Below are 279 nucleotides of genomic sequence, written 5' to 3'. Positions count from 1 at the left end.
TCGACCGGATCGATGCGCTGCTGGGCGGGCGCGTGGCGGAAGAACTCGTGTTCGGCGATGTGTCGACCGGCGCGCAGAACGACCTCGAACGGGCGACCGCGATGGCGCGCCACATGGTCATGCAGTACGGGATGAGCGAGAAGATCGGGCTCGCGACGTTCGACGACGGCGACGCGCGCCACGGCCTGCCCGGCGCATGGCATGCGGGCGACGGCCGCTGCAGCGAGCACACCGCGCGGATGATCGACGACGAGGTGCGCACGCTGCTGACCGATGCGC

The 279-nt window shown here is 70.6% G+C and carries 1 pseudogene; it reads left to right on the top strand.

Annotated features, from left to right (window positions below):
- Positions 1 to 279, top strand: a pseudogene (locus tag A9Z05_RS38185) (cell division protein FtsH); the annotation flags it as partial.

The sequence above is a fragment of the Burkholderia sp. A2 genome (genome assembly GCF_001729305.1).
GTDB classification, from domain to species: domain Bacteria; phylum Pseudomonadota; class Gammaproteobacteria; order Burkholderiales; family Burkholderiaceae; genus Burkholderia; species Burkholderia sola.
This window is presented reverse-complemented; position numbering and strand designations above follow the sequence as displayed.